General features: G+C 67.8%; 23 protein-coding genes and 1 tRNA gene. 16 read left to right on the forward strand and 8 right to left on the reverse strand.

Annotated elements, in window-relative coordinates; genetic code table 11:
* Positions 1 to 216: 216 nt before the first annotated feature.
* From ABZ382_RS22545 to ABZ382_RS22555, 3 genes are all read right to left on the reverse strand, one after another.
* The gene (locus ABZ382_RS22545; RefSeq protein ID WP_357091862.1) at positions 217 to 2,385 is read right to left on the reverse strand and encodes a glycosyltransferase family 39 protein; all 2,169 of its coding nucleotides are present in this window, start codon (positions 2,383 to 2,385) and stop codon (positions 217 to 219) included.
* 230 nt (positions 2,386 to 2,615) lie between these two features.
* Complete coding sequence (locus tag ABZ382_RS22550) at positions 2,616 to 3,524, reverse strand: hypothetical protein (protein ID WP_357091865.1); 909 nt, start codon at positions 3,522 to 3,524, stop codon at positions 2,616 to 2,618.
* A 93-nt stretch (positions 3,525 to 3,617) separates the two neighbouring features.
* Complete coding sequence (locus ABZ382_RS22555) at positions 3,618 to 3,977, reverse strand: hypothetical protein (protein WP_357091868.1); 360 nt, start codon at positions 3,975 to 3,977, stop codon at positions 3,618 to 3,620.
* A gap of 179 nt (positions 3,978 to 4,156) precedes the next feature.
* On the opposite strand from ABZ382_RS22555, the gene ABZ382_RS22560 reads away from it, so the two are divergent.
* From ABZ382_RS22560 to ABZ382_RS22590, 7 genes are all read left to right on the forward strand, one after another.
* Positions 4,157 to 5,404: a hypothetical protein gene (locus tag ABZ382_RS22560; protein ID WP_357091871.1), complete on the forward strand. Its 1,248-nt coding sequence runs from the start codon at positions 4,157 to 4,159 to the stop codon at positions 5,402 to 5,404.
* Positions 5,401 to 5,889 carry a hypothetical protein gene (locus ABZ382_RS22565; protein ID WP_357091874.1) on the forward strand — a complete coding sequence of 163 codons (489 nt, stop codon included), beginning with the start codon at positions 5,401 to 5,403 and terminating at the stop codon, positions 5,887 to 5,889. The genes ABZ382_RS22560 and ABZ382_RS22565 overlap by 4 nt, the downstream gene beginning before the upstream one ends.
* Positions 5,890 to 6,125: 236 nt before the next feature.
* Complete coding sequence (locus ABZ382_RS22570; protein ID WP_357091877.1) at positions 6,126 to 6,971, forward strand: universal stress protein; 846 nt, start codon at positions 6,126 to 6,128, stop codon at positions 6,969 to 6,971.
* 78 nt (positions 6,972 to 7,049) lie between these two features.
* A tRNA-Leu gene (locus tag ABZ382_RS22575) sits at positions 7,050 to 7,126 on the forward strand.
* 320 nt (positions 7,127 to 7,446) lie between these two features.
* Positions 7,447 to 8,253, forward strand: coding sequence for a DUF4143 domain-containing protein (locus ABZ382_RS22580; RefSeq protein ID WP_357091880.1), 807 nt, complete (start codon positions 7,447 to 7,449; stop codon positions 8,251 to 8,253).
* 594 nt (positions 8,254 to 8,847) lie between these two features.
* Complete coding sequence (locus ABZ382_RS22585) at positions 8,848 to 9,990, forward strand: hypothetical protein (protein ID WP_357091883.1); 1,143 nt, start codon at positions 8,848 to 8,850, stop codon at positions 9,988 to 9,990.
* Between the two features lie 28 nt (positions 9,991 to 10,018).
* Positions 10,019 to 10,873 (forward strand): hypothetical protein, encoded by an 855-nt coding sequence (locus ABZ382_RS22590; RefSeq protein WP_357091885.1) that lies wholly within the window; start codon positions 10,019 to 10,021, stop codon positions 10,871 to 10,873.
* Positions 10,874 to 10,903: 30 nt separating this feature from the next.
* Here ABZ382_RS22590 and ABZ382_RS22595 read toward each other — a convergent pair whose 3' ends face one another.
* The 3 genes from ABZ382_RS22595 to ABZ382_RS22605 are packed head-to-tail and all read right to left on the reverse strand — an operon-like array spanning position 10,904 to position 12,947.
* Positions 10,904 to 11,410: a hypothetical protein gene (locus ABZ382_RS22595; RefSeq protein ID WP_357091888.1), complete on the reverse strand. Its 507-nt coding sequence runs from the start codon at positions 11,408 to 11,410 to the stop codon at positions 10,904 to 10,906.
* A gap of 11 nt (positions 11,411 to 11,421) precedes the next feature.
* The gene (locus ABZ382_RS22600; RefSeq protein WP_357091891.1) at positions 11,422 to 12,657 is read right to left on the reverse strand and encodes a hypothetical protein; all 1,236 of its coding nucleotides are present in this window, start codon (positions 12,655 to 12,657) and stop codon (positions 11,422 to 11,424) included.
* On the reverse strand, positions 12,654 to 12,947 hold the full coding sequence (locus ABZ382_RS22605; protein ID WP_357091893.1) for a hypothetical protein: 294 nt from the start codon (positions 12,945 to 12,947) through the stop codon (positions 12,654 to 12,656). The genes ABZ382_RS22600 and ABZ382_RS22605 overlap by 4 nt, the downstream gene beginning before the upstream one ends.
* 179 nt (positions 12,948 to 13,126) lie before the next feature.
* Between ABZ382_RS22605 and ABZ382_RS22610 the strand changes: the two genes are divergently transcribed.
* Complete coding sequence (locus tag ABZ382_RS22610) at positions 13,127 to 13,477, forward strand: YbaB/EbfC family nucleoid-associated protein (protein WP_357091896.1); 351 nt, start codon at positions 13,127 to 13,129, stop codon at positions 13,475 to 13,477.
* Positions 13,478 to 13,544: 67 nt separating this feature from the next.
* Positions 13,545 to 13,916 carry a hypothetical protein gene (locus tag ABZ382_RS22615; protein WP_357091899.1) on the forward strand — a complete coding sequence of 124 codons (372 nt, stop codon included), beginning with the start codon at positions 13,545 to 13,547 and terminating at the stop codon, positions 13,914 to 13,916.
* Between the two features lie 8 nt (positions 13,917 to 13,924).
* Here the strand turns inward: ABZ382_RS22615 and ABZ382_RS22620 are convergent, their stop codons facing one another.
* Complete coding sequence (locus tag ABZ382_RS22620) at positions 13,925 to 16,066, reverse strand: LuxR C-terminal-related transcriptional regulator (RefSeq protein WP_357091902.1); 2,142 nt, start codon at positions 16,064 to 16,066, stop codon at positions 13,925 to 13,927.
* Between the two features lie 248 nt (positions 16,067 to 16,314).
* Positions 16,315 to 16,809: a MarR family winged helix-turn-helix transcriptional regulator gene (locus ABZ382_RS22625; RefSeq protein ID WP_357091905.1), complete on the reverse strand. Its 495-nt coding sequence runs from the start codon at positions 16,807 to 16,809 to the stop codon at positions 16,315 to 16,317.
* A gap of 72 nt (positions 16,810 to 16,881) precedes the next feature.
* Here ABZ382_RS22625 and ABZ382_RS22630 point away from each other — a divergent pair, with 72 nt between their 5' ends.
* From ABZ382_RS22630 to ABZ382_RS22660, 7 genes are all read left to right on the forward strand, one after another.
* Complete coding sequence (locus tag ABZ382_RS22630; RefSeq protein WP_357091908.1) at positions 16,882 to 17,556, forward strand: hypothetical protein; 675 nt, start codon at positions 16,882 to 16,884, stop codon at positions 17,554 to 17,556.
* A gap of 23 nt (positions 17,557 to 17,579) precedes the next feature.
* The gene (locus tag ABZ382_RS22635) at positions 17,580 to 18,401 is read left to right on the forward strand and encodes an SGNH/GDSL hydrolase family protein (protein ID WP_357091911.1); all 822 of its coding nucleotides are present in this window, start codon (positions 17,580 to 17,582) and stop codon (positions 18,399 to 18,401) included.
* Between the two features lie 10 nt (positions 18,402 to 18,411).
* A complete protein-coding gene (locus ABZ382_RS22640; RefSeq protein WP_357091913.1) occupies positions 18,412 to 19,092 on the forward strand; it encodes a hypothetical protein in 681 nt (226 codons plus the stop codon).
* Positions 19,093 to 19,200: 108 nt separating this feature from the next.
* Complete coding sequence (locus tag ABZ382_RS22645; RefSeq protein WP_357091916.1) at positions 19,201 to 20,046, forward strand: 3-hydroxybutyryl-CoA dehydrogenase; 846 nt, start codon at positions 19,201 to 19,203, stop codon at positions 20,044 to 20,046.
* Positions 20,047 to 20,252: 206 nt separating this feature from the next.
* On the forward strand, positions 20,253 to 20,663 hold the full coding sequence (locus tag ABZ382_RS22650; RefSeq protein ID WP_357091919.1) for a hypothetical protein: 411 nt from the start codon (positions 20,253 to 20,255) through the stop codon (positions 20,661 to 20,663).
* 100 nt (positions 20,664 to 20,763) lie between these two features.
* Positions 20,764 to 21,132: a nuclear transport factor 2 family protein gene (locus tag ABZ382_RS22655; RefSeq protein ID WP_357091922.1), complete on the forward strand. Its 369-nt coding sequence runs from the start codon at positions 20,764 to 20,766 to the stop codon at positions 21,130 to 21,132.
* A 73-nt stretch (positions 21,133 to 21,205) separates the two neighbouring features.
* Positions 21,206 to 22,024 carry an alpha/beta hydrolase gene (locus ABZ382_RS22660; RefSeq protein WP_357091924.1) on the forward strand — a complete coding sequence of 273 codons (819 nt, stop codon included), beginning with the start codon at positions 21,206 to 21,208 and terminating at the stop codon, positions 22,022 to 22,024.
* Positions 22,025 to 22,030 lie beyond the last annotated feature (6 nt).

The following is a 22,030-nucleotide window of genomic DNA, read 5'->3' on the forward strand; positions in this document are numbered from 1 at the left end:
CTCCCGCCGGACCCGATTTCTCGCTCGTCACTGTAACTTCGCACGGCCGCCCCCGCCCTTCGCATCCACCGATTCGTCTCACCGGACTGGTCGGTCCCGGTCGCGATTTCGTTCCATCGGCCGGGTACTGAGAAGCATGCACCGGTGCGGGCGGCTTACGGGAGGGTGCCTGCACCCGTGCATGCGAGCGATAGGGAGGGAGAGGGCGGTCGGGGGTCAGGGGTTGAGGTTGTACACCTCCACCGAGCCGACCATGGTCACCGGATAGTTGGCCTTCACCCAGGCGGTGATCTCGGCGCCGGTGGATCCGTTGGATTCGGAGCCCTGCCCGCCGGGGTTCTGACCACCCGACTGCTGACCACCCGGCTGTTGGCCGTTCTGGTCCTGGCGGGGCTGGTGTCCGCCACCGGCATGGGTGTTGCCACCCGACTGGGGGTTGGTCGGCTGCTCCTGGTTCGAGGCGCCGCCGGGCTCGGACTCGTTGCCCTGACGGGGGCGGATCAGCAGGTAACCGATCTGATGGTCGGCGACGTACTGCTGGAACTGGGCCAGCGTCGGCGACGGGTCGCGGCCGCTGAAGCCGCCGATCGCGAGCAGCGCCTTGCCGGTGGTCAATTCGAGGGTGCCGACATCCTGGGCGCCGATCGCGGCCGCCGCCCAGCGGGCATCGCTGCCGTCGACGAGCGAGACGATCTGCGGATCGGCGACCCCGCCGCGCTGTCCGCCGCCGTATTGTCCTGGGCCACCGGCATTCTGGCCGGGACCGCCGCGCTGGCTCCGGGCCGGGCCCGCGATCGGGCTGCCACCGCTGTGCACGCCGGACACGGTCTCGAGGGTGTAGACGGTGGGGCCGAGCAGCCCGGCCAGCAGCGCGAACACACCGATGGCGAGGGTGAACCGCGGCAGTTTCGGGGCGATCAGCAGCGTGGCCGCGGTGACCACCGCCAAGGCCGTGAGCGTCCAGCGGAGCCACGGCAGCCATTCGGGCGTGCGGTGCAGGAGCACGAACGACCAGATACCCGTGGCGAGAGCCATGACTGCGAGGGTGCTGCGCGCCGCGAGATGGCTTCGGCGCTGCCACAATTGGGTCGCGCCGATGCCGAGGACAGCGGCCATCGCGGGGACCAGTTCCATCGAGTAATAGGAGTGGAAGCTGCGGCTCATGTAGCTGAGCACGATCCCGGTGACCAGCAGCCAGCCGCCCCACAGCAGCAGGCCTGCGCGGACGCGGTCGGTACGCGGCTGCCGACGGGTCAGCCACAACCCGACGATCAGTGCGATGAGCGCGGCGGGCAGCAGCCACGAGAACTCGGTGGCCAATTCGCCGGAGAACAGGCGGGTGATGCCGGGCTGCGAACCGAATCCGCCGAAGCCGCCGCGCATCTGGGAGGGATCGGGGTGCGCGCCCGGGGTGGGCAGGGCGGAGGGATTCGGCACCGCCGACGGCGTGGGCACGGCGGAGGGTGTGGGCACGGTCGACGGCATGTTGCGGGGTCCGCCGCCGCCACCGTTGTGGTTGCCCAGGATCCGGCCGAGACCGTTGTAGTCGACGGCCAGCTCCCACAGGCTGTTGCTGGTGGATCCGCCGATGAAGGGCCGCGAGCTCGCGGGCCACAGTTCGACCAGCGCCACGTACCAGCCCGCGGACAGCACCAGCGCCACGCCCGCGGACGCCAATCGCGTGATGCGCGTGAGCCATCCGCCCGCGCCGGCCACCAGCACCACCAGCGCCAGGCCGGGCAGGACCAGGAACGCCTGCATCATCTTGGCGAGGAAGCCGAACCCCATGAGCACGCCCGCGCCGACCAGCCAGCCGGTGCCGCTGGACCAGAAGCGTTGTCCCGGTGCGTCGATGGACCGCACCGTGCAGTACGCGGCGGCCACCAGCAGCAGCACCATGAGGGCGTCGGGGTTGTTGAAGCGGAACATCATGGCCGCCACCGGGGTGACCGCCAGCGCCGCACCGGCGATGAGCGCGGCCGCGGGTCCGGCCCAGCGTCGCACCGCCGCGATGAGCAGCGCGACCGACGCGACGCCCATCAGCGCCTGCGGCACGAACATGGACCAGGCGTTGAAGCCGAAGATCCTGCCGGACAAGGCCATCACCCACATGGCGGCGGGCGGCTTGTCGACGGTGATGGAGTTCTGCGGGTCCAGCGAGGCGAACAGCAGCGCCTTCCAGCTCTGGGTGCCCGACTGCACAGCCGCGGCGTAATAGCCGTTGCCCCAGCCCGCCCCGCCGAGTCCCCACAGGTAGACGACGGCCGTGGCGGTCAGCAGCGCGGCGGTGGCCGGTAGTTCCCAGCGCGGCCGCCCGGCGGCCGGGGACACGTCACCGTCCTTGGGTACGGCCGCATCGTCCGCAACACCGGTGATGGTCGACATGCCACCCGCTTTCTGCTGTTCCAGCCCGATTTTCTCTCTGTCGTCGCGGAGCCTATGCCGCGGGTTTTGCCCACAGCTTCGAGACGGCTGGGAGTTCCCTGTGAGGGCCTGAACTGCGAGAAGAGGTGCGGAAAGCCGGAAGGGCACCCGCTGTGGCGGGTGCCCTTTCCAGGTATCCGGTCGTGCTTGTCAGTGACCGTCTGCCTCGAGAGTGCTGGGGGCCTCGAGGATCAGACCGTGGGGAGGGTGAAGGCGGCCGTACGAACCTTGTCGCCGTGCTTGAAGTCCAGGAACAGGCGGTAGGTGCCGCGTCCGGGGACGGCGGTGTGGAAGGTGACGTCCGGGCCGGGCGCGGTGACGCCGTCGCCGGGCTCGCCGTTCGGGTGCACGTGGACGTAGGCCAGGTCCCCGGCGCGCAGGATCACCAGGTGGCCGTACGCGGCCAGGTAGGGCTGCAGGTCGGTGACCGGCTCGCCGTCCTTGCGCACGGTGAGGGTGAGCAGTCGGCCCTCCCCCGCGACCAGGTCACCGTCCAGGGTGACCTCGTAGCCGTCGACCGCGAAAGTGCGGTCGGGCTGCGGCGCGGTGCCGGGCCGGTAGTCACCGGCGATGGCGAAATCCGCTCCGAGCGTGATGGTCCGGCCCAGGGCGCGCGGCGCGATGTCGGTGAAGGCGCGGTAGGCGCCCGCCTCGGGGAGGTTCAGGCGGACCGTCCAGGTGCCGTCGCCCTGCCGTTCGGGGTGCACGTGCCAGAAGCCGGTGAGCTCACGCTGCACGACGATGAGGTGCAGTTCCTTGTCGTGGATGGCGTCGAACTCGGTGACGGGTGCGCCGTCCGGGCCGAGGATGCGGAAGCGGAACTCGGTTTCGCCTGCGGCGACGACCTTTTCGGCGAGATCGAGGGTGTAGCCGTCCTGGGTGACCTGGAGACCGCCGGGGGCTCCGGCGTCGTGGCCGGCGTGGTCGCCGTGTCCGGCATGGACGTTGTGATCGGCGTGAGCCGCGTGCTCGGCATGCCCGGCGTGCGCCGTGTGATCGGCATGGGCGGCATGGGCACCGTGGCCTTCGTGGCCGGCATGCGCGTTGCGCTCGCCGTGGGCCGCGTGGTTGTGGTGTCCGGTGTGGGCCTGGGTGGTCATCTTCTTGTCCCTCTCAGCTGCTTTCACTGCCTTACGAAAGATCAAGTTAATACCCCCCAGGGGTATCTGCAAGAGGCGTAGATGTGAACTGGGTCACCGCGATGGCAGCCCCCGCGCCCAGGACCGCGCGGGCAACTCCCCTGTCGCGTAGCGGGCGTATGTGTTCTCCGGCGTCACCGTGATGACATCGGTGACCGCCACCAATTCCGCGGGCACGCAACCGCCTTCGAAGTGCTCCACGCTGGGCACGATCACGGCCTCCAGGGCGAGCCGCGAGACGAGCACCCGCAAACGATGGACCGGTCGGTCGGTCCACGGTCCGAAGACCACCGTTTTGCGCAGGTCATAGCCCAGCCGGTGCGCCATGATGCGAATCCGGGCCTCATCCCATTCGCGACGTTCGCCCGAAATGTCGCTCCGCAACCATCCGATGGCGTGGGGTTCCGATGTCATGGCTATTCCTCAGGTGTGCTCACTGACGGCGACTGTGCCGACTTCAACGTTGGTCCGCCGAATCCGATTGATCGATGGCGTGCGATGGGGAAAGTACGGGGCAAATCCGGGTCAGCGCGGCACGGCAAACCCGTGGAAGACCTATTCTCGGGAGAGGTCCAGCAGAGAGGCCGCATGCCGTGACCGGACGGAACGAGCTGCTCATCGAGGCTCGACTGCGCATGGAATCCCCCGGTGCGCCGGGACATTCGATGACCCGACAGGAGTTGGCGAACGCCGTCAACGATCACGTCTTCCGGGCCACCAGCAAGCGCGGGGCCGTCGACGAGCGACACGTCGGCAAGTGGGAGCGAGGCGAAACGACATGGCCCAGAAAGCATTACCGGTCCGCGTTGCGGGCCGTCCTGAATGTGGCGACCGATGCCGAACTCGGGTTCAGCACTCCACGTCGCGCGGCGGATGACGCGGGCGTGAACCGCAAGCAATTCCTGTCCGGTGCGCTCGTGGCGACCACGAACGCGGTGTTGTCGAACTCCGCGCCAACCGAATCCGAGCTCATCGACACATTGGCCGGGCCGACCGCCAACTACCGGCGGATGGAATCCTCGGTGCCCTCGGATCGGCTGGCGCCCGTGGTCGACGCGCACCTGGCGCTGGTAGCCGGTGTGGTGCGGGATCGACTACGCACCTCCGGCGGATTCCGGGCGCTGTCCGAGATCGCCGGGCTGGCAGCGTGGCTGGCGGCCGACCGCGGGGATGACGCGGCGGCGCGGCGGCGGTACGTGGAAGCCATCCGGCACGCCGAGCGGACGCATCATCCGCTGCTGGTCTCGTACATGACGGCGAGTCTCGGGCACTACGCGGTCGAAATGGGTGACGGCCGAGCGGGTTTGACCTTGTTGCGCACGGCTGCCGGGCAGCTGGGGACGGATGCCCCCGACAGCGCCGGGGCGTGGATGTCGTCGCTGCTGGCCGTGGCGTACGCGGAGACGGGTGATCGGGCGGCGGCGCTGGGCGCGTTGCGGCGGGCCGAGCGGCTGGTGGATCGGCAGCGCGGGGAACCGCGGTGGCCGTGGGTGTTCGTGTTCGACGGGCCCAAGGCGGCGCGGTATCAGGCCAGTGCGCTGGCCCGGCTGGGTGATCATCGGGCGGCGCGGGTGGCGTTCGAGACCGCGGACGCCGCGTTCACCGCGGAGAAGCCGCGGGCGCTGGCAAAGGTGGAGCACGCGCGAGTGCTGGCCCGCGGCGGCGACATCGAGGCGGGCTGTGCGCTCGCCGCCGAGGCGCTGAGCGTGGGGCTCACCTATCACAGTGAGCGAATCACCAGGCTGGCCAGGACATTCCGCGCCGACCTGCCCGCGCGTACCGTCGAGGCCAGGGCGCTCGACGACGCCCTCGCGACTCTGTACGGACGTGACGATCGATGACGAGCGTCGCCATCACCGGGCACCGCGGGCTGCCCCCGGCCACGCTGGCGCTGGTGGATCGGGCGCTGCGGCTGGAGGTCGCGGCGCGCGTCCGGCCGGGCGGGCCGGGGCTGACCGGCGTGAGTTGCCTCGCGGACGGACCGGATTCGCTGTTCGCCCAGGCGATTCTGGATGTGGGCGGGCGGTTGATCGCGGTTATTCCGGCGTGGCGGTATCGGGCGAGTCTGCCCGCTGTCCACCATCCGGTGTACGACCGGCTACTCGCCGCGGCGGATCGGGTGATCGCCCTGGATCGGGAGGAGTCGAATTCCGCGGCGCATCAGGCCGGGAGTCTGCGCATGCTGGACGAGGCGGATGAACTGCTCGCAGTGTGGGACGGGCTGCCCGCGCGGGGTTTCGGCGGCACCGCGGATGTGGTGGCGACGGCTCGGGCCCGCGGGCTGCCGGTCACGGTGTTGTGGCCGCCCGGCGCCGAGCGCCCCTGAGCGCGACTTGACCTCAACAGCGGTTCAGGTATCAGGATGTCCCCGGGTCGCCTCGCGACCCGCGCTCGCGGCCGCGCCGAGCCCGTACACCCCTCGTCGCGGCCGCGGGTTCTTCGGTGAGGCATGTCGCGGTGCCGCTCGGACGCTCCCCGACGAGGGCGGCGTAGGGTCGGTAGCGATCGTTCAGCTATCTCGTAGCCGCACCGTGTGATTCGCCGGTGGGAGAGGACGTAGCAATGTCGACCGGGGAAACCGTGATCGTCGCCGTGGACGAATCGGCTGGCTCCGCCGTGGCCTGGGCCGCGCACACCGCCGCCCTGCACCACGCGCCGCTGCACCTGCTGCGCGTTCTCGAGATCACCACCGACGAGGGCTTGGGCCTGGGCACCGTGCTCACCACCGAGGATTACGCGCGGTACGAGGAACACGGCAACTGGTTGCTGGACACCGCCGCCCGAGCGGCCGCCGAAGCCTCCCCCGGTCTCACCATTACGACGGAACTGGCCAATGGCGCTGTCGTCCCCACCCTGCTCGAGCGCACCCACTCCGCCCGCATGCTGGTCGGTGGCGCGCGCGGCGGCGGCACCCTGCGTCGCGCCCTGCTCGGCTCGGTCAGCTCGGTGCTGGCGCGGCGCGCCCATTGCCCGTTCGTGGTGGTCCGCGACGGCGTCCCGCTCCCCGTGGATCTGCCGACCCGCCCGATCCTGGTCGGCGTGGACGGCACCAAGATCAGCGAGCCCGCCATCCAGGCCGCCCTGGAGGAGGCGTCCGTGCGCGGCGTGGCAGTCATCGCCCTGCACGCCGAGGGCGCCTCCGACGACCCGGAGATGGACGCCCTCGACGACTACGTCCTCGCCGAATCTCTCGCCGGCTGGCAGGAGCGCTACCCCAACGTCCGCATCGACCGCGAAACCACCCACGACACCCCCGAACGCTCTCTCCTCGAACTCTCCTCCGGCACCCAACTCCTGGTGGTCGGCACCCGCGGCCGAAGTGGCTTCACCAGCAAGATCTTCGGCTCCACCAGCCAGTCCCTGCTGCTGTCCGTCCAAACCCCCATCATGATCGCCCACACCGGGTAATCCCCTCCCCTGTGAACCCTCCCCCACCCGAATACCTGCTACCCGTACGGACGTACGGCTCGGTAGTCTGACCCAGACGCCCCCGTAGCCCAATTGGCAGAGGCAGCGGACTTAAAATCCGCACAGTGTCGGTTCGAACCCGACCGGGGGCACCAATGCGACAACTCGGACGGTTTGGATCTCGCATCAGATCGTTCCTGCCCCGACCCAATGCGGATCGCCTAGAGACATCCCTTGTCTGCGAGTTCGACCGAAGCGGTTGCGGCGCAGGCGGACTGCACCGAACACAAGCTGGTCGTGGTCGATCGACGAACCAGTCCTCAGCGTCCGCCTCCGGCGGGTTTTCTGGCGCGAGCGCCCGTCCGCACTGGGCCGGGTCGCCATCCTTGAATTTCGGCTGGCCTGTAGGCGGAGACGGCAAGCGGCCAGATGCGCAGCGTATTGGCGTCCAAGTGCGCAGCAAAGGTGCGGCCATATGTTCACCTTCGCACACGGCCACCAGCTCACTCATGACTCGGATCTGCGCCGTCGTGACTATCTCGAACGCGCCGCCACCGGTGGCTTCCCCGAAGCGGTCCGACGCACCGACCGCCGACGAGCCGCGTTCTTCGAGAGCTACCTCGACACCCTCATCAAACGTGATGTCCAGGAGATCTCCGCCATCGAGCGCACACCCCAGCTCCGGAAGCTGTTGCAGCTGCTCGCTGTTCGCAGTGCCAATCTGCTGGTTCCCGCAACGCTATCCGGTGAGCTCGACCTACACCGTTCTTCGGTCACCCGCTATCTCGCACTGCTCGAAACCGTGTTCCTCATCAAGACCATCCCCGCCTGGTCGGGCGGCGCGACCTATCGCGCGATCGGCACCCCCAAACTCGCGTTCGTCGACACGGGTCTGCTGTGCCACCTGCTCGGCCAGGGTCCTGCTCGACTCGCTGACCCGGGTGGCGCGGCCGGTACCGTCCTCGAGAACTTCGTCCTCATGGAGCTGGCGCGCCAACTCACCTGGAACGACGAGCGCGCGACACTGTGGCACTACCGCACCAAGGACAAAGTCGAAGTCGATGCGGTGCTCGAAGCCGCCGACGGCCGCGTCATTGGTATCGAAGTCAAATCCGCCGCCACTCTCCACAAGCCCGATTTCGCCGGACTCCGCCATCTCCAGGAACGCCTCGGTGATCGTTTCGTCGCCGGCTACGTCCTCTATTCAGGGCAACACTCCCTGTCGTTCGGCGATCGCCTCCGCGCGCTCCCCATCGAAACGCTCTGGCGCGCGGCGCCATAGCCGACCCGGGTCAGCGCTATCCAGATGCCGGGGAAGGTATTTGCGGACAAGACCGTTGGTGTTCTGCACCGCACCACGTTCCGGCCGCCGCACCCCGCGCCGGCCGGTTCGATCAGCGCGGCATGCGGCATGTCAGTGTGTACGTTCGGAATCGAAATGCGCGGCTTTGGCATCACCGCTCACCACGGACGGACCGCGGAGGCTACTTCTCCTCTTCGGAGCCACCGTCCGGGCTTTCCGGTCGCGCGTCGCCACTCTTCGCGCTGAAGACAACGGAGTCGAATCCGGGGCGCTAGCGGCCCACCCGTTCAGTTGGCCCTATATTGGCGACCGGCGATGGATCCGCCGCGTGATCGCTATGTCGGCGGAAATTTGCAGCTCACGGCGGGGTCGATTTGTTGTAGATGCTGCACGTGCCATCCCGGGGGCACAGACCTGTTATCGGAATCGGCCCAGGCTATATCCAGTGCGGCGTAATATCTCAGCCGGGCTGTAGCCCACGTCTCCGCATGCTGTCCGAAGTAGGCCTTACCGCTGAACCGAGAGCTTTCCCATCGAAATGATCTGACGGCACCTGCCATGGGAGAGGCGACCATGCTGCTCGATCACACGAAACAACACATCACGGCCGTGACGCGGGCGTCCGGGCATTTGGATCTGTTCGCGATCGGCAACGACGACAGACCCGTCACCACGTTCTGGAGCGCCACCGACGGCTGGCGCGGTGAGTGGATGACCTTGCCCGGCAACACCCTCATCGACCACCGAACACAACAGATCACCGCGATCGCGCGCCAACCCGGGGTTCTCGATCTGTTCGCGATCGACAATCAGGGACGGCCGATCACCACGTTCTGGAGTGCCGCGAGTGGATCTCAGGACAATCCGACCGGCTGGCGCGGCGACTGGATGACGTTGCCCGGCAACACCTTTCTGGATCACACCACCCAGCGCATCACCGCGGTGGCGCGTAAACCCGGAAACATAGACCTGTTCGCCATCGGCAACGACGGTAGACCTGTCACCACGTTCTGGACCGCGACGGACGGATGGCGGGGTGACTGGATGACATTGCCCGGCAACACCTTTCTCGACCACACCACCCAGCGCATCACCGCCGTCGCCCGTAAACCAGGCAACCTCGACCTGTTCGCCATCGGCAATGACGACAAGCCCATCACCACGTTCTGGACCGCCACCGACGGCTGGCGCGGCGACTGGATGACACTGCCGGGCAACCCCCTGATCAACCACCGGACACAGCAGATCAGCGCGGTGGCCCGCAAGCCCGGCAACCTGGACCTGTTCGCCATCAACAACAACGACAGAGTCATCAGTACGTTCTGGAACGCCGCCGACGGCTGGCGAGAGGACTGGGTGACCTTGCCCGCCACCCTGGGCGGCGAGACTCGGCTGGCCCTCGACCACACCACCCAGCAGTTGACGGTGCTCGTGTCGAAGCCGGCCGGCGTCATGTTCGTCACGGCGGTCGCTCCCGACGGGCGGCAACTCGGCAACGGCTGGAGTGCCCGGGGCGGCTGGGGCGCCTGCTGGGGCCCGGTGCCCGGGACCACGCTGCTCGATCACCGGACACAACAGCTCGCCGTCGTCAGCCGAAAGCCGTTCCTCCTCGACTTCTTCGCCATCGGCAACGATGACAAGCCGATCTCCATAGCCTTCAGCGGCGCGGGCGAAACCGGTTGGAGCGGAGACTGGTTCGCATTGCCCTCCCATTGACCACCACACCGGCAGGCAGGTACCGACCATGTCCGAGTGGAACGAAATCGACAAGAATCCGGCGACCCGCGCGATCGCGGTCGGGAGCAGGCTCTACCAACTGCACGACACCGGCGCTGTCTTCCGCTTCACCGGTCCCGCGCTGACCGGCTGGGAGCAGCTGGACAGAAATCCCCTCACCGCAGCGATCGCCGCGAATGACGCCGACCTGTACCAAATGCATGAGACGGGTGCGCTTTTCGTGCTCGGTCCCGACGCGGCCCCCTTCACCGGTTGGCAGGCCATCGACGCCAACCCGGTGACATGCGCGATCGCCGCCTCCGCCGACCGGCTCTATCAGCGGCATCAGACCGGTGCGATCTTCCGCTACACGGGAACGCCGTTCACCGGCTGGGAACTACTCGACCGCAACCCCGCAACCGTCGCCATCGCCGCCGGCGGCCAAGACCTCTACCAGCTGCACGAAACGGGAGCGATCTTCCGCTATACCGGAACCCCACTCACCGGCTGGGAACAACTCGACCGCAACCCCGCAACCGTCGCCATCGCCGCCGGCGCCAACAAGCTCTACCAACTCCACGAAACAGGCGCGATCTTCCGCTACACCGGGACCCCACTCACCGGCTGGGAACAACTCGACCGCAACCCCGCAACCGTCGCCATCGCCGCCACCGCTAGCGAGCTGTACCAATTGCACGAGACAGGCGCGACTTTCCGTTACACCGGAACACCTTTCACCGGCTGGTCCACAATGGGCCAGACCCCCACCCCAACATCCGACACCTGGTGCACCGCGATCGCCGCAAGCCATCCACCCGACTTGTTCGTCGACATCGTGTTCCAGCTCGCCGGATTCGGCCCGATCCTCGAATTCCACGAGTGACTCGTGAGTCAGGGGCCTTGAACGGCGGCCTCAGTACGTTCTGAGTCCTCCGCTTTTAGCGTTCAGCATGGTTTCGTGGGTCAGTCGCTCGTTCGCGCGGAACTCCAGGACCCTGTACCCGGTATCCCACGTCACGGACTGCACCACCTGCCGGTCCTTCAGGAAGACGTAGTACCCGAAAGATGCCGGATCCGAGCCGTTCCGGGGCGGTAGACCCTTCCAGCAGGTGCCGGGTGGGGTTTCCGCCATCTTGTTCAGCCAGTTGTCGTCCATTGCCGAGGACACGTCGATCACCGTGTCCCAGTCATCGGACCAACCAGCCGCACGAGTGACCTCACCAAAACTGATGGGTTGCTCCCTGTACCCAGCGGTCTTGAATTCCGCCGACAGCGCCTTGCTCGAGCCGAGCGGCTCCGGCTTGCTGTCGAGGCGGATTTCGGATTGACATGTTTTCGCGGCAGGCTTGTCAGGCTTGGCGGCGCATCCGGCCAGCAGTGGAGCGATCAGGATGCCGACAACGATCGTGGCTTTTTTCACTTGTCTCGCACTCACTTTCCCTTGCCCGGAAGTGGGATATCCACTTGTTCTGGACTTGTCGTATCTGTCCAGGGAACGGTATTGCTGAAGGCGATCTGGGCGGGAGCGTTGGGGTTGGGGTCGGGATGGTGGATGACAACGGTATCGCCCTTGTCGACCGCTGCGATGACCGCTGACTTCAGGTCGTCCTTCGACGCATCCATGTTCGCCAGACCGATCTGACGGCCGACATCGTTGTTCTTGAGGTCCATCGCCTCGCGCTGCGGACCGTTTCCGCCGACGCCCTCGTGAGCAGTCGCGTACTGCTTCGCCCAGTCGGCACCGAACTCCTGGGTCATGCGCGCGTTCCAGTAGGCATGCCGGGCCGCGTCCCCGTGACCATCATCCTTAGAGTCCGGATTCACGTCGGTGTACTTGTTGTTCTTTCCGAACTCTTCGGCCTCGTCCTTGATGTCGTTGAACTTCATGTAGTTCATCGGATTGCCGCCGTAGGCCGGGTTGCAGAGTTTATCCATCGCGGCTTTTTCCTCGACGGTCATCTCTACCGGCTGCATGTCGGGCTTGTACAACCTGATCAGGTTCAGCGTGGTCGAGTCGGGCCAGACCACGATCTCGGACTTCGTGGCGTCCACCTGGTATTTCAGGAGAATATCCCGGAGCGCGGCGTCCTCCGGAATGCCGGCCAGCACCACCTTGACAGCATCGGACACGTGCTCGAGTTGCGTGGCGAGGTCGCGCGCGCCGATCTTGTCGGTTGCCTGCACATCCCAGAACGCCTGCTTGAGACTCGCGCCCAAGCTGAGGCAGGCGGCGGTCTTCCAAGCGACGGAAGCCGGGTTGCCCCAGGCCTTTTTGATGGTCTCCCAGTTCGAGTCGTATGACTTCACGTCACCGGTCTCGTCGTCGTAGAAGAGGTTCCACTCCGAGTCTTTGACGTCGTCGACGGCCGACTGCAAACTCTTGATATCCGATTGCAGTGCGGCAGCCGTGGCGTCGATCTGCTTGTGGATGGCATCGAGGACATCACCGCTGGTGACCGCCTCGTTCTTCAACTTGGTCGACATGGTCCGGGCGGCACTGCCACCGGCTTCACCGAAGTAGGGATCAGAACCCTGAATCGCTTTGTCGGCGTTGAGGGATTCGGCCTCGAGGGTGATACCGGCGTTCATCGCGTCCGCGCCTGCGAAGCGTGCGGAATCGAGTTTCCACCCGAGCACCGTGGAGATGGTGATCTTCTCCCCGCTCACTTGATCCCCTTGAATCCGGCCACATTCGCCTCTTCCATCCCGTCGACTGTTCCGGCTGCGTTATCGGTCAGAGTCGCGAACTGGTCGAGTCTGCCTTGATGGAGCGTCACCACCCGATCCATCGCTTTGAGTACGCTCTGGACGTTTCTCGCGAAGGCGGAGAACGGCATCGCGCCGGGAGCGGCGTCACGGTTGTGCTCGCCGATCGGGTTCAGTTTGCCGATCGCACCGGCATGGGTGCGTGTATCGGTCGCGAGCGTGCGCAACTTTTCAGGATCGAAGGCAACCATGTCTACCTCCCCACCAACAGCTTTCGCTTCATGACTCCCCCAGCACTGGCCATAGTGCTACTGAATGTTAGCGGTCGGTACGATCTGCGAACCAATCGGGCGCTCGGTGTCGGTACAGTGTCGGCAGTCGGGGGGAGATATCCCGGCATGGACGATCGGGAAAAAGGGGAGCGAAGCACGTGGACCAGCGTCGCGCGCGGGCCGAGAAGATCGATGAGGCCATCGGGGTGGTCCGAGCGCAGGCTCGCGCCGCGGACCGGAGTATGGCGATCGAGGTGGACGCCTACGGGCAGATCACCCAGATCAAGCTGGCGCCGCATGCCATCGCCGAGGGGACCCAGCAGCTCGAGCGGACCATCATCGAGCAGTACCGGGCGGCGCGCGCCGATGCGGAAGCGCAGGCGCACAAGGTGTACGAACAGTTCCTTCGAGACGAGAAGAAGAACGCGGTGCAGGCGCCGCCGCCGCAACCCGAATGGGCCGACCAGGACGACCTGCAGCCGGTCAGGCTCTGGACCAACACGCGATAAGGAAGTCCCGACAGAACCCCTGTGGGTCTTAAGAATTCGGTAAGTGGGGGCGGCGAGAGTTCCGCGCATGGATAGGAATCGTGGGGCTGCGCTGGAAGCGGTCGGGAGCTTTGCGGGCGGAATCGTCGGGGCGGTACTGGGTTTCGCCTACCCGTGCGCGATCATCGTGCTTCAGCGCAGTGTGGGGATTACCGACCCGCACCGGGCCGCTACCGTCACGGAGGACGGGCCGGTGGAGTACGGGGTGGGGTCGGTCGGGTATTGGGCTAGTTGGGTCGCGACGTTCGCCGTGATCATCGCGATCGGGGTGGTGGGGTCACGGTATCGGTATACGCGGGCTGCGGCTCTGCCCGCGACACTGTGGTTCGCGATCGTCGCTCTTCCGCTGGCCCTGCTGTTCATCGCGTTCGACTTCGGTGGTGCGCCGCACCCGAGTTGATAGGACGGTCAGGCGGTTTGCTGGGCTTGTTGTTTGATCACGAGGGCGACGTGGAGGCGGGAGGGGCAGTCGAGTTTGGTCATGACCTGGCGGAGGTGGTTGACGACTGTCCATTCGGCGATGCCGAGGCGACTGGCGATCATGCGGTTGGTCATGCCCTCGGTGACGAGGCGGGCGATTTCCAGTTGGCGTTTCGTCAGGCGGGAGACGGGGGAATCGGGGAGTTCGGCGGGGAGTGGCGGGGTGGAGAGGGCGTAGGCGATGGCCTCGTCGATATCGAGGACGGAACCGACCGTGGAGATGGCGGGGTCGTCGGAGTCCTGAGTGGGGTCGGGAATGCCGACGTGGTCGGTCAGTTGGGGAAGGGCGTACGCGTCGCGGATCCAGCGGGCCGCGGCCGATAGTCGGTGCACGTGGTCGGAATAGTGTTCGCCCGCAACGTGATAGGCGCGGGCGCAGCCCTCTAGGGCGACTACCATCTCGACGGCATTGCGGGCGGGGTCGGGGGTGCGGAGGGCGAGGCGGAAGACCTCGTGGGCGTGCTGGGGAGCGCCGGCGCGCAGGAGCGTGCGGCCGAGAGCGGCGAGGAGGCCGAGGCGGTCACGGCGGTGGGGCAGGGCGGCAGCGCGGTCACGCAGGGCCTGCCAGCCGCCTTCGCCGTCCTGGGACCGGTCGAAGTGGATCAGAGCTTCGACCAGTTCACCCGCCTCGCGTTCCCGGGGCGTGCGGGCGGCGGCGGGTGGGGCGCTGTCGATCAGGGTTCGGGCCCGCTGCGTGTCCCCCACTTCGTAGCAGGCCAGGGCTAGTCGCCAGACTGCCGAACCGGTCGGTTCGACGGCGGAGGTCAGCAGGCCGACGGCATCCGCGAATCGTCCGGAGCGTAATGCCCAGTGGCCCAGCAGTTCCCGGCCCAGCGCGGCCGCGACCGGCTCCGCGGTCTTCGACATCCTGACGAGCGTCGCCTCCGCCCAGGCGAACGCGCGCCGCTCGATCCAGACATCCTCGAGTTCGCGCAGCATGCGCACCGCGCGGGCCGCCTCGCCCTGGATCGTGAAGTAGTCGATGGTCGCGACCAGATCGCCGTGCCAGCGCTCGGCCAGCCGCACCGCCGCGGGGCGACGAGCCGGATCGTCGAGCATGCGCGCGATGCGGCCGGCGAGCTGACTCATTCCGGCGGCGCGCATGGCCCGAATACGGAGTGCGCGTTCGGGATCCGCGAAGAGCAGCTGCCGCAACCAGGTGCGCGTGAACCCGGACATGGCGTAGGTGTAGTGCCCGTTGCCGGCGACCGCGTGGTCGAGCAGACTGCGGTTGACCAGGTCGGCGAGCCGATCCACGATGGCGTCACGCTGCTGACCGCACAACAGCAACAGCACCTCCTCCAGATCGGTGAGCACGTCGGAGGTGGCGATCTGCAGCAGCAGGTCGGTGGACAGCGGGTCGAGATCGCCGGCCCCCCACTCCAGGCACTCACGGACGGTGCGATGACGAGCGGGCGTGTCGACGAACGGCGACGGCGGCAGCGGCTGCCCGGATTCGATGCGCCGCAACGTCCGCTCGGCCCCGAACCGCGCGATGGCGGCCGCGGCCAGTTCCAGGCCGAGGGGCACGCCGCCCAAGGCGGCCGCGATCTCCTCGATGATCGCGAGGTCCGCGGATGTGGCTCCCCGGAAACGGGTTTCGATGCTGTCGAGCAGCAGCCGCGCGGCCGGGCTCGGCGTCTCGGGGTCCGGAGCGGTAGTGGGCAACGGGTGCACCTGGAACAGGCATTCCTGGTAGAGCCCGAAGGCCCGGCGACTGGTGGTGACAACGGTCAGGTCTGGACAGCGGCTCAACAACGCCGGAAGCTCTTCCGCGAGTGTGCAAATGAGGCGATCACAGTTGTCCAAGAACAGAATCGAAGGCACGACCCCAGATTCGGCCTCGATCGCGGACCACACCTGTCGCGTATCCGCCAGCTCGGCCAGATCCACCGTGACCACCCGCGACACACCATCCCGCACGGCTTCGGCGGCCAGTCGACTCTTGCCCACTCCCGCGATCCCGGTCACCGTCAAGACCCGGACCCGAGGGTCCGCGATGAGCCGCCGAACCTCGTCGACCTGCCCTTTCCGCTCGAGTAGCGCGGGGATTCTGTAGCTGTCAGGCATCGCGAAGGCATCCCATCCGATCGAAATCCGGCAGTCGTCCCCCCGAAGCCGCAGTCTAGGACCGGTTCCGCACGCCCGCGCCTCGACAGTGCCCCTGATTTCACCGGCACGGACCTGGCAGAAACTTGCCGGTGTTCGCGTACGCCGCAGGTCGGATACGTTGTCAGGTTCGGCGCCGAGCCATCGGGCAGGCCGAGGTAATTCGCGGCGCTCGAGTCGGGTTGCTTCCCGCTGTTCGAGCCCGGCGCCTAGGAGGCGTATCCGGGATGCACGCCCGGGGTCAGGCCGCGGCCCGCGACCAGACGATCCAGTAGGTCGGCGAGCTGCCGGTATTCGTCGTCCGAGAGCGCCGCGGTCTGTTCCCGTTCGTGCGCGAAGGCGATCGCGCCGAGCTGGGCGAGGAGTTCGCCGGCCGCGGGCGTGAGATGCAGTTCGTGGTTGCGGCGGTCGGCGGGGCTGCGGCGGCGTTCGATCAGGCCCTTGGTGTCGAGGGGGTCGATGAGGGCGACCACGCGGCTGGGGACGACGCCGAGTTCGGCGGCCAGTGAACGCTGACTGCGGCCCGGCTCGGCGGCGATCATCCGCAGGATGCCGACTTCCGGTGGGGTGAGCCCGATTTCGGCGATTCGCTCCGAGAACCGTTGCGTGGCCTGGGCGCCCAGCTGCGCGAGCTGGAAGGCGACCGCGCGCATGGGGCGGGTCGGCTGTGCTCGCCCGGATTCCTCTTGCTTCGCTTCGGCCACGGCGTTATCGTACACGGCAGGCAATCGTTCACAGCAGAGAACGATTCATGCAAGAGAACGGAATCCTCCGTCATGTCTGCCGAATCCCCCGCCATCCCCAAGCCCGCGACACTCGAGCCACCCCTGGGCAGCCTCGGCGTCGCCGTCGCCGGACTGTTCGTCGCCGGACTCGTCATCGGTACCGTTCAAGCAGGTGGCAGCCCGTTTCCGTCGCCCTTCGGGGACGCCGGGGATGCGCTCGCCTACTTCCGCGACCACTCCTCGGCCGTGCGCACCGGCGCGGTGTTGCAATACGCCGGCGCCATCCCGTTGACCCTCTACACGGCGGCGGCCGTGGCCCGGCTGCGGCGGATCGCCGACGGCTTCGGGCCCGCGCTCGCCGCGATCGGCGGCACGCTCGCGGTCGTCTTCCTGATCTGCTCCGGACTCGTCAGCTGGGCGCTCACCGTGCCCGAGGTGATGAGCGATCCGGCCCTGGTCCGCGGGTTGCACACGCTCGCGTTCCTGTGCGGCGGCCCGGCCAATGTGATGGCCACCGGCTTGCTCGTCGCGGGCATCGCGCTGAGCGCCGCGCCGCGACGGCTGCTCGCCCCCTGGCTGATCACGGCGGGCCTGGTGATCGCGGTGATCGCCCTGTTCACCACTGCGGCTCTCACCGTCACCGCGGCGGCCTTCCTGCTGCCGATCGCGCGCTTCACCGGCATGGCCTGGTTGATCGCCGCCGGATTCCTGCTTCCCCGTTCGTAATTCACACTTCCAGGAGGAACCCCATGACCACTCCGATGATCACCAAACTGGTGCGGTTCCAGCGGCCCGAACTGTCGCTCCCCTACCTGAACGGCATCGACGACGCCCACGTGGCCGCGCTGTTCGGCCTCGAATCCGACGGATATCGGTCGCTGCGCGAGGATTTCACGACGCAGGCGCGCGCCGCGGCGGCGGATCTGCTGACCGAGGACGCGGTCGCCGAACAGGTCGACCGGCTCCCGTTCGCCCCCGGCGCGCGTGTGGTCGCGCTCGGCGAGAGCAGCACCGCGGATCGACTGTCCTGGTTCGAGATCCTGCGCCACCTGCTCGAACTACGCCGTCCGGGAGACGCGATCACCTTGCTCAATCTGGCGGTCACCGGTGCCACCACCACGAACACCGTGAAAGGCATCGGGGCGCTGGGGTTCCAACGCCCCGACTGGGTCCTGTGCCAGCTCGGCGCGAACGACGCGCAGCGCCTCGGCCCCGACGGGCCTCGCGTAGTCAGCGCCGAGGAGACCGCGCGCAATCTGGGCATCCTGCACGACGAAGGGGTGCGGCTCAGCGGCGCGCGCTGGGTCTGGCTCACCCCCACCGATGCGGACGAGTCGCTGATCGCGGCCTTCCCGCCGTTCCAGCAGGCCGGAATCAGCTGGCGCGCGGCCGATCACGAGGACACCGCGCGATCGCTGCGCGAGCGGCCGGAGCCGGTGATCGACACGCTCACCGTCACCCGCCCCGGCTCCGGTCATCGGCTCTACGAGCCGGACGGCGTGCACCTCACCCCGCTGGGCCAGGTCGCCGTCGCCCGGGCCGTGGTGTCGGCGCTCGCGGCGATGGCATGAGGACAAGCCCATGCGAATGACCATGATCGCCCTCGCTCCCCTGCTGGCCGCGGCCGTGTGCGCGACCCAGCCCACCGCTTCCGCCGCATCCGATGACTCCGTGGCGGTCACCGCCGCCCAGATCGGCGATGCCGCGGTCATCACCGTGCCGGATGGGGTCCTCGCTCTGCGGGACGGGGTCCTCACCATCGCGGCGCCCAGCGGCACCGTGCTCGCCGGAGCCGAAATGTCCTTCCGCGTGGACGATTTCGTCTTCCCGATCGCGGCCTCCATCACCGACCGGACCGCGACGCTGGTCCCCGATCTGGATCCCGCGCACGCCGTCTACGCTCCGGTCGCGCTGCCGTTCGAGGACTCCGCCGGATTCCAGACGCCCTATCAACGCGAGCAGGCCGCCTGGAATCGGATGAACAGCACCATCGGCATGGGCGCGGTCCTGGGCACCCTGGTCGGGGGTGTCGGCGGGGCGGCGGTCGGGTGCGTGCTGGGCGCGGCGGTCGGGGCCACGGTCGCCGCGGCCACCATCGTCGGGCTCTTCGGCCCGTTCCTGCCCGGCGCGGTGGTCGGGTGCCTGGGCGGTGTGGTCGCGATCGGGACGCTGGGCACCATCGCCGGCCAATTGCTGGTGACCGCGCCGGTGGCGGTCCTGGCGGCGGTCCAGTACTTCACGACCATCACCGCTCCCCTCTGACGACCGGGGCGGGGTGTGCGGTGTACCTCACATTGTCCGCCCAGCTGAGAGTGGGTGCGGGCGGTCCAGGAAGATGGTGGCCGAGTAACTCGAGTACAAGGAGATTTCGTGGAACGCATTGGCGTGATCGGCGGCGGCACCATGGGTGCCGGTATCGCCGAGGTGGCGGCCCGCGCGGGCGGGTCGGTCCTGATCCTGGAGCGCGACACCCAGGCGGCGGACGCCGCGGTGGAGCGGATCGAGAAGTCGCTGGCGCGCGCGGTGAAGTCCGGGCGGCTCGAGCAGGCCGCGGCCGACGAGGCCCGCGCCCGCATCGCCCTGACCACCTCGATCGACGACTTCGCCGATCGTGAGCTGGTGATCGAGGCCGCGCCGGAGATCGAGTCGCTCAAGGCCGACTTCTTCACCAAGCTCGACGGCATCGTCTCCCCCGAGACGATCCTGGCCACCAACACCTCCTCCATCCCGGTGATCCGGCTGGCCAACGCCACCGCCCACCCGGAGCGCGTGGTCGGCGTCCACTTCTTCAACCCGGTGCCGGTGCTGCCGCTGGTCGAGATCGTGGTCACCCTCAAGACCGACCGCGCCGTGGTCGACAAGGTCACCGGCTACGCCCGCGACGTGCTGGGCAAGCGCACCATCGAGTCCAAGGACCAGGCGGGCTTCATCGTCAACGCCCTGCTGATCCCGTACCTGTGCAGCGCGATCCGCATGTTCGAGACCGGCTTCGCGAGCGCCGAGGACATCGACGAGGGCATGGTCAGCGGCTGCGCCCACCCGATGGGCCCGCTGCGCCTGTGCGACACCGTCGGCCTGGACGTCACCCTCGCGGTCGCCGAGTCGCTGTTCGCCGAGTTCGGTGAGCCGCAGTACGCGCCGCCGGTGCTGCTGCGCCGCATGGTGGACGCGGGCTACCTGGGCCGCAAGACCGGCCGCGGTTTCTACACCTACTGATTCACCCCGAATTCGGCCGCTCGCACTCGAAGTGCGGGCGGCCGATTCGTGTCCGGCTGCGCGCGAACGAATGTCGGTCACGAACTTATCAATTGTCCAACATGGTTGGTTTGTTATGCACTACCCTGACCCGCGATGCGCCGCTGACTTCCTGAAATCTGGTGCAGGAAACAGTGAATCGGTTCCGGAACAGCAAGGAAACAACCGTGCACGCACGCAGCCTCGTCACCGCCCTCGGCGCGTTCGCCGCCGCCGCCACCCTGGCCGCCGGTAACGCGCAGGCCATTCCCGCGCTGGCCGTCGACAGCGCGCGCGAGACCAATGGCAATGCCGTGATCACGATTTCGTATTTGTGTACCGGACCCGCCGCCGCCCTGTCGGTGACCGTGCGGGCGACGCCCTACCTGGGATCCGGGGTCAATGGCAGCACCCTCGCACCGGTCGTGTGCGCCGGGCAGCCGCAACAGGCCACGGTCACGGTCAATCCGGTGCAGCTGTTCGGGGAATCGGCCAAGTTCCAGTCGGGGGCGCTCACCGACGTGACGGTCACCGTGCTGGATCTGACCCTGAATTCGCCGGTCAACACCACCAAGAAGCGGATCGAACACCTCGGCTGAGCGAGACCGGTCGTCAGTACCTAATGACGACAGATTCCCGGTCGCCGCGATCTTCATAACGTTGTCCTCATCAAGTTCACACGAACCGAGGAGAACGACAATGAGTGACATCACCGAACTCGTGCAGCGCTACCTGACCGCCTGGAACACCACCGACGCCGGGCAGCGGGCCGCGCTGGTCGCCGAACTGTTCACCGAGGACGCCGAATACACCGACCCGCTGGTGTCGGTGCGCGGGCACGCCGGACTCGACGCCACCATCGCCGCCGTGCAGGCGCAGTTCGCCGGGCTCGAGTTCACCCTCGGCGGGGCCGTGGACGCCAACCACCACATCGCCCGATTCACCTGGCACCTGGGCGCTCCCGGCGCGGAACCGCTGGTGATCGGCTTCGACGTGGCCGCCCTCGCCGCCGACGGACGCATCGAGCGCGTCTACGGCTTCCTCGACCAGGTCCCGGCCGGACTCTGATCCACGACCGGCCGGGCGGCCCGCGATCCCGCCCGGCCCTCCACCGAAACTTCGGCACGACAAGGGGATTCCCATGTTCTTCACCACTCCCACCGACGGCACCACTCTCGCCTACGAGGACTACGGCACCGGCGCACCGCTGGTCTTCATCTCCGGCTGGGCCCTGCCCACCGACATGTGGGAGTGCCAGGTCCCCTTCTTCCTCGAGCAGGGCTACCGCTGTGTCCTGCTCGACCGCCGCGGCCACGGGCGTTCGGACCGCCCGTCCTCCGGCTACGACACCGACACCCGCGCCGACGATCTCGCCGCCCTGCTCGAACACCTGGACCTGCGGGACGCGATCCTGATCGCGCACTCCACCGGCGCGGCGGAAGCGGTCCGCTACCTCGCCCGCCACGGCGCGGACCGGGTATCGCGAATCGCCTTGCTGGGCCCCGCGATTCCGTACCTGCTCCAAACCGAGGACAACCCGATCGGGGTTCCCGCCGCGATGATCGACGCCTCCACCGCGGACCTGCGCGCCGACCGTGCCCAGTGGCTGGCCGACCGCGCCCAGGGCTACTTCGCCACCCACCTCGGCACCCGGGTGTCCCCCGCCGCCATCGAGGCCGAGGTGCGGCGCAGCATGAGCTGCTCCCCGATCGCGGCGCTCGAGGTCCAGAAGGCGGTGGCCCACACCGACCATCGCGCCGATGTCGCCGCACTGACGGTGCCCACCCTGCTGCTGCACGGCCTGCACGACCAGTCCATCCCGATCGAGGTCAGCAGCCACCAGGCCGTGCGGCTCTATCCCGACGCGGTGCTGAAGGAGTATCCGACCGCCGGCCACGGGCTGTACCGCAGCCACGCCGACCAGGTGAACGCCGACCTCCTCGAGTTCGTCAAGGCGTGACGGCAC

Source organism: Nocardia sp. NPDC005825 (genome assembly GCF_040630175.1).
Classification (GTDB): domain Bacteria; phylum Actinomycetota; class Actinomycetes; order Mycobacteriales; family Mycobacteriaceae; genus Nocardia.

What these genes read in the sequence shown, in the direction of transcription:
- ABZ382_RS22590 (WP_357091885.1), top strand. Translation starts at nt 10,019, where the DNA reads ATGTCCGAGTGGAACGAAATCGACAAGAATCCGGCGACCCGCGCGATC.
- ABZ382_RS22580 (WP_357091880.1), top strand. Translation starts at nt 7,447, where the DNA reads ATGTTCACCTTCGCACACGGCCACCAGCTCACTCATGACTCGGATCTG.
- ABZ382_RS22615 (WP_357091899.1), top strand. Translation starts at nt 13,545, where the DNA reads ATGGATAGGAATCGTGGGGCTGCGCTGGAAGCGGTCGGGAGCTTTGCG.
- ABZ382_RS22585 (WP_357091883.1), top strand. Translation starts at nt 8,848, where the DNA reads ATGCTGCTCGATCACACGAAACAACACATCACGGCCGTGACGCGGGCG.
- ABZ382_RS22555 (WP_357091868.1), bottom strand. Translation starts at nt 3,977, where the DNA reads ATGACATCGGAACCCCACGCCATCGGATGGTTGCGGAGCGACATTTCG.
- ABZ382_RS22635 (WP_357091911.1), top strand. Translation starts at nt 17,580, where the DNA reads ATGACCACTCCGATGATCACCAAACTGGTGCGGTTCCAGCGGCCCGAA.
- ABZ382_RS22570 (WP_357091877.1), top strand. Translation starts at nt 6,126, where the DNA reads ATGTCGACCGGGGAAACCGTGATCGTCGCCGTGGACGAATCGGCTGGC.
- ABZ382_RS22655 (WP_357091922.1), top strand. Translation starts at nt 20,764, where the DNA reads ATGAGTGACATCACCGAACTCGTGCAGCGCTACCTGACCGCCTGGAAC.
- ABZ382_RS22605 (WP_357091893.1), bottom strand. Translation starts at nt 12,947, where the DNA reads ATGGTTGCCTTCGATCCTGAAAAGTTGCGCACGCTCGCGACCGATACA.
- ABZ382_RS22660 (WP_357091924.1), top strand. Translation starts at nt 21,206, where the DNA reads ATGTTCTTCACCACTCCCACCGACGGCACCACTCTCGCCTACGAGGAC.
- ABZ382_RS22550 (WP_357091865.1), bottom strand. Translation starts at nt 3,524, where the DNA reads ATGACCACCCAGGCCCACACCGGACACCACAACCACGCGGCCCACGGC.
- ABZ382_RS22620 (WP_357091902.1), bottom strand. Translation starts at nt 16,066, where the DNA reads ATGCCTGACAGCTACAGAATCCCCGCGCTACTCGAGCGGAAAGGGCAG.
- ABZ382_RS22545 (WP_357091862.1), bottom strand. Translation starts at nt 2,385, where the DNA reads ATGTCGACCATCACCGGTGTTGCGGACGATGCGGCCGTACCCAAGGAC.
- ABZ382_RS22640 (WP_357091913.1), top strand. Translation starts at nt 18,412, where the DNA reads ATGCGAATGACCATGATCGCCCTCGCTCCCCTGCTGGCCGCGGCCGTG.
- ABZ382_RS22630 (WP_357091908.1), top strand. Translation starts at nt 16,882, where the DNA reads ATGTCTGCCGAATCCCCCGCCATCCCCAAGCCCGCGACACTCGAGCCA.
- ABZ382_RS22565 (WP_357091874.1), top strand. Translation starts at nt 5,401, where the DNA reads ATGACGAGCGTCGCCATCACCGGGCACCGCGGGCTGCCCCCGGCCACG.